At 70.3% G+C, this 525-nt stretch carries 1 protein-coding gene; it reads left to right on the top strand.

The annotated features are described in order from the left end of the window. Positions 1-347: hypothetical protein (locus G7A99_RS24455; protein ID WP_163144673.1), on the top strand; the 347-nt coding region annotated here is incomplete at its 5' end. Positions 348-525 lie beyond the last annotated feature (178 nt).

Here is a 525-nt window from a genome sequence, read left to right as displayed (position 1 = left end):
ATGGGATGATACAGCTCGACCGGGAGATGACCGACCTGGCCATGCGTCTGCGCCGGGGGCTGCGCGATCACGGTCTCTCCGTGCCGCGTCTCAGCGACGAGGACCTCGTGCCGACCCTGCTGGAGCTGGCCGCCTCCGTGGACGACCCGGGGTTGCAGGAGCTCGCTGCGAGTCTGGACGCACGCCTGCCGGCGGAGGAACCGGAGGCGGCTGACGGTGAGCACACCGTCCGGCGTTACCGGGGGGTCGCCCTGGCCGGTGAGGTGGCGGCCTCCTCCCCGGCGGCCGGGGAGGGGGAGAGCCCGGGCCGGGGGGCCATCGTCTACCGGGGGCGCCGGATCCGCTGAGGCCCCATTGCGGGGCGGATGCGTCATCGCGGTGCACTGGCGCGCGGTCAAGAGGGCCTGCGGAGACGGCGATCGTGCCTTGACAGATGGTTTGTCAAGGAGGGAATCGCAAGTTTGTACACAGGCCGCACAGCTTTCGTCCGGGGGAAGCCCGAAAACGCTGCCGCGTCAAGAAAAC

The organism is Arhodomonas sp. KWT (assembly GCF_010993615.1).
This window is presented reverse-complemented; position numbering and strand designations above follow the sequence as displayed.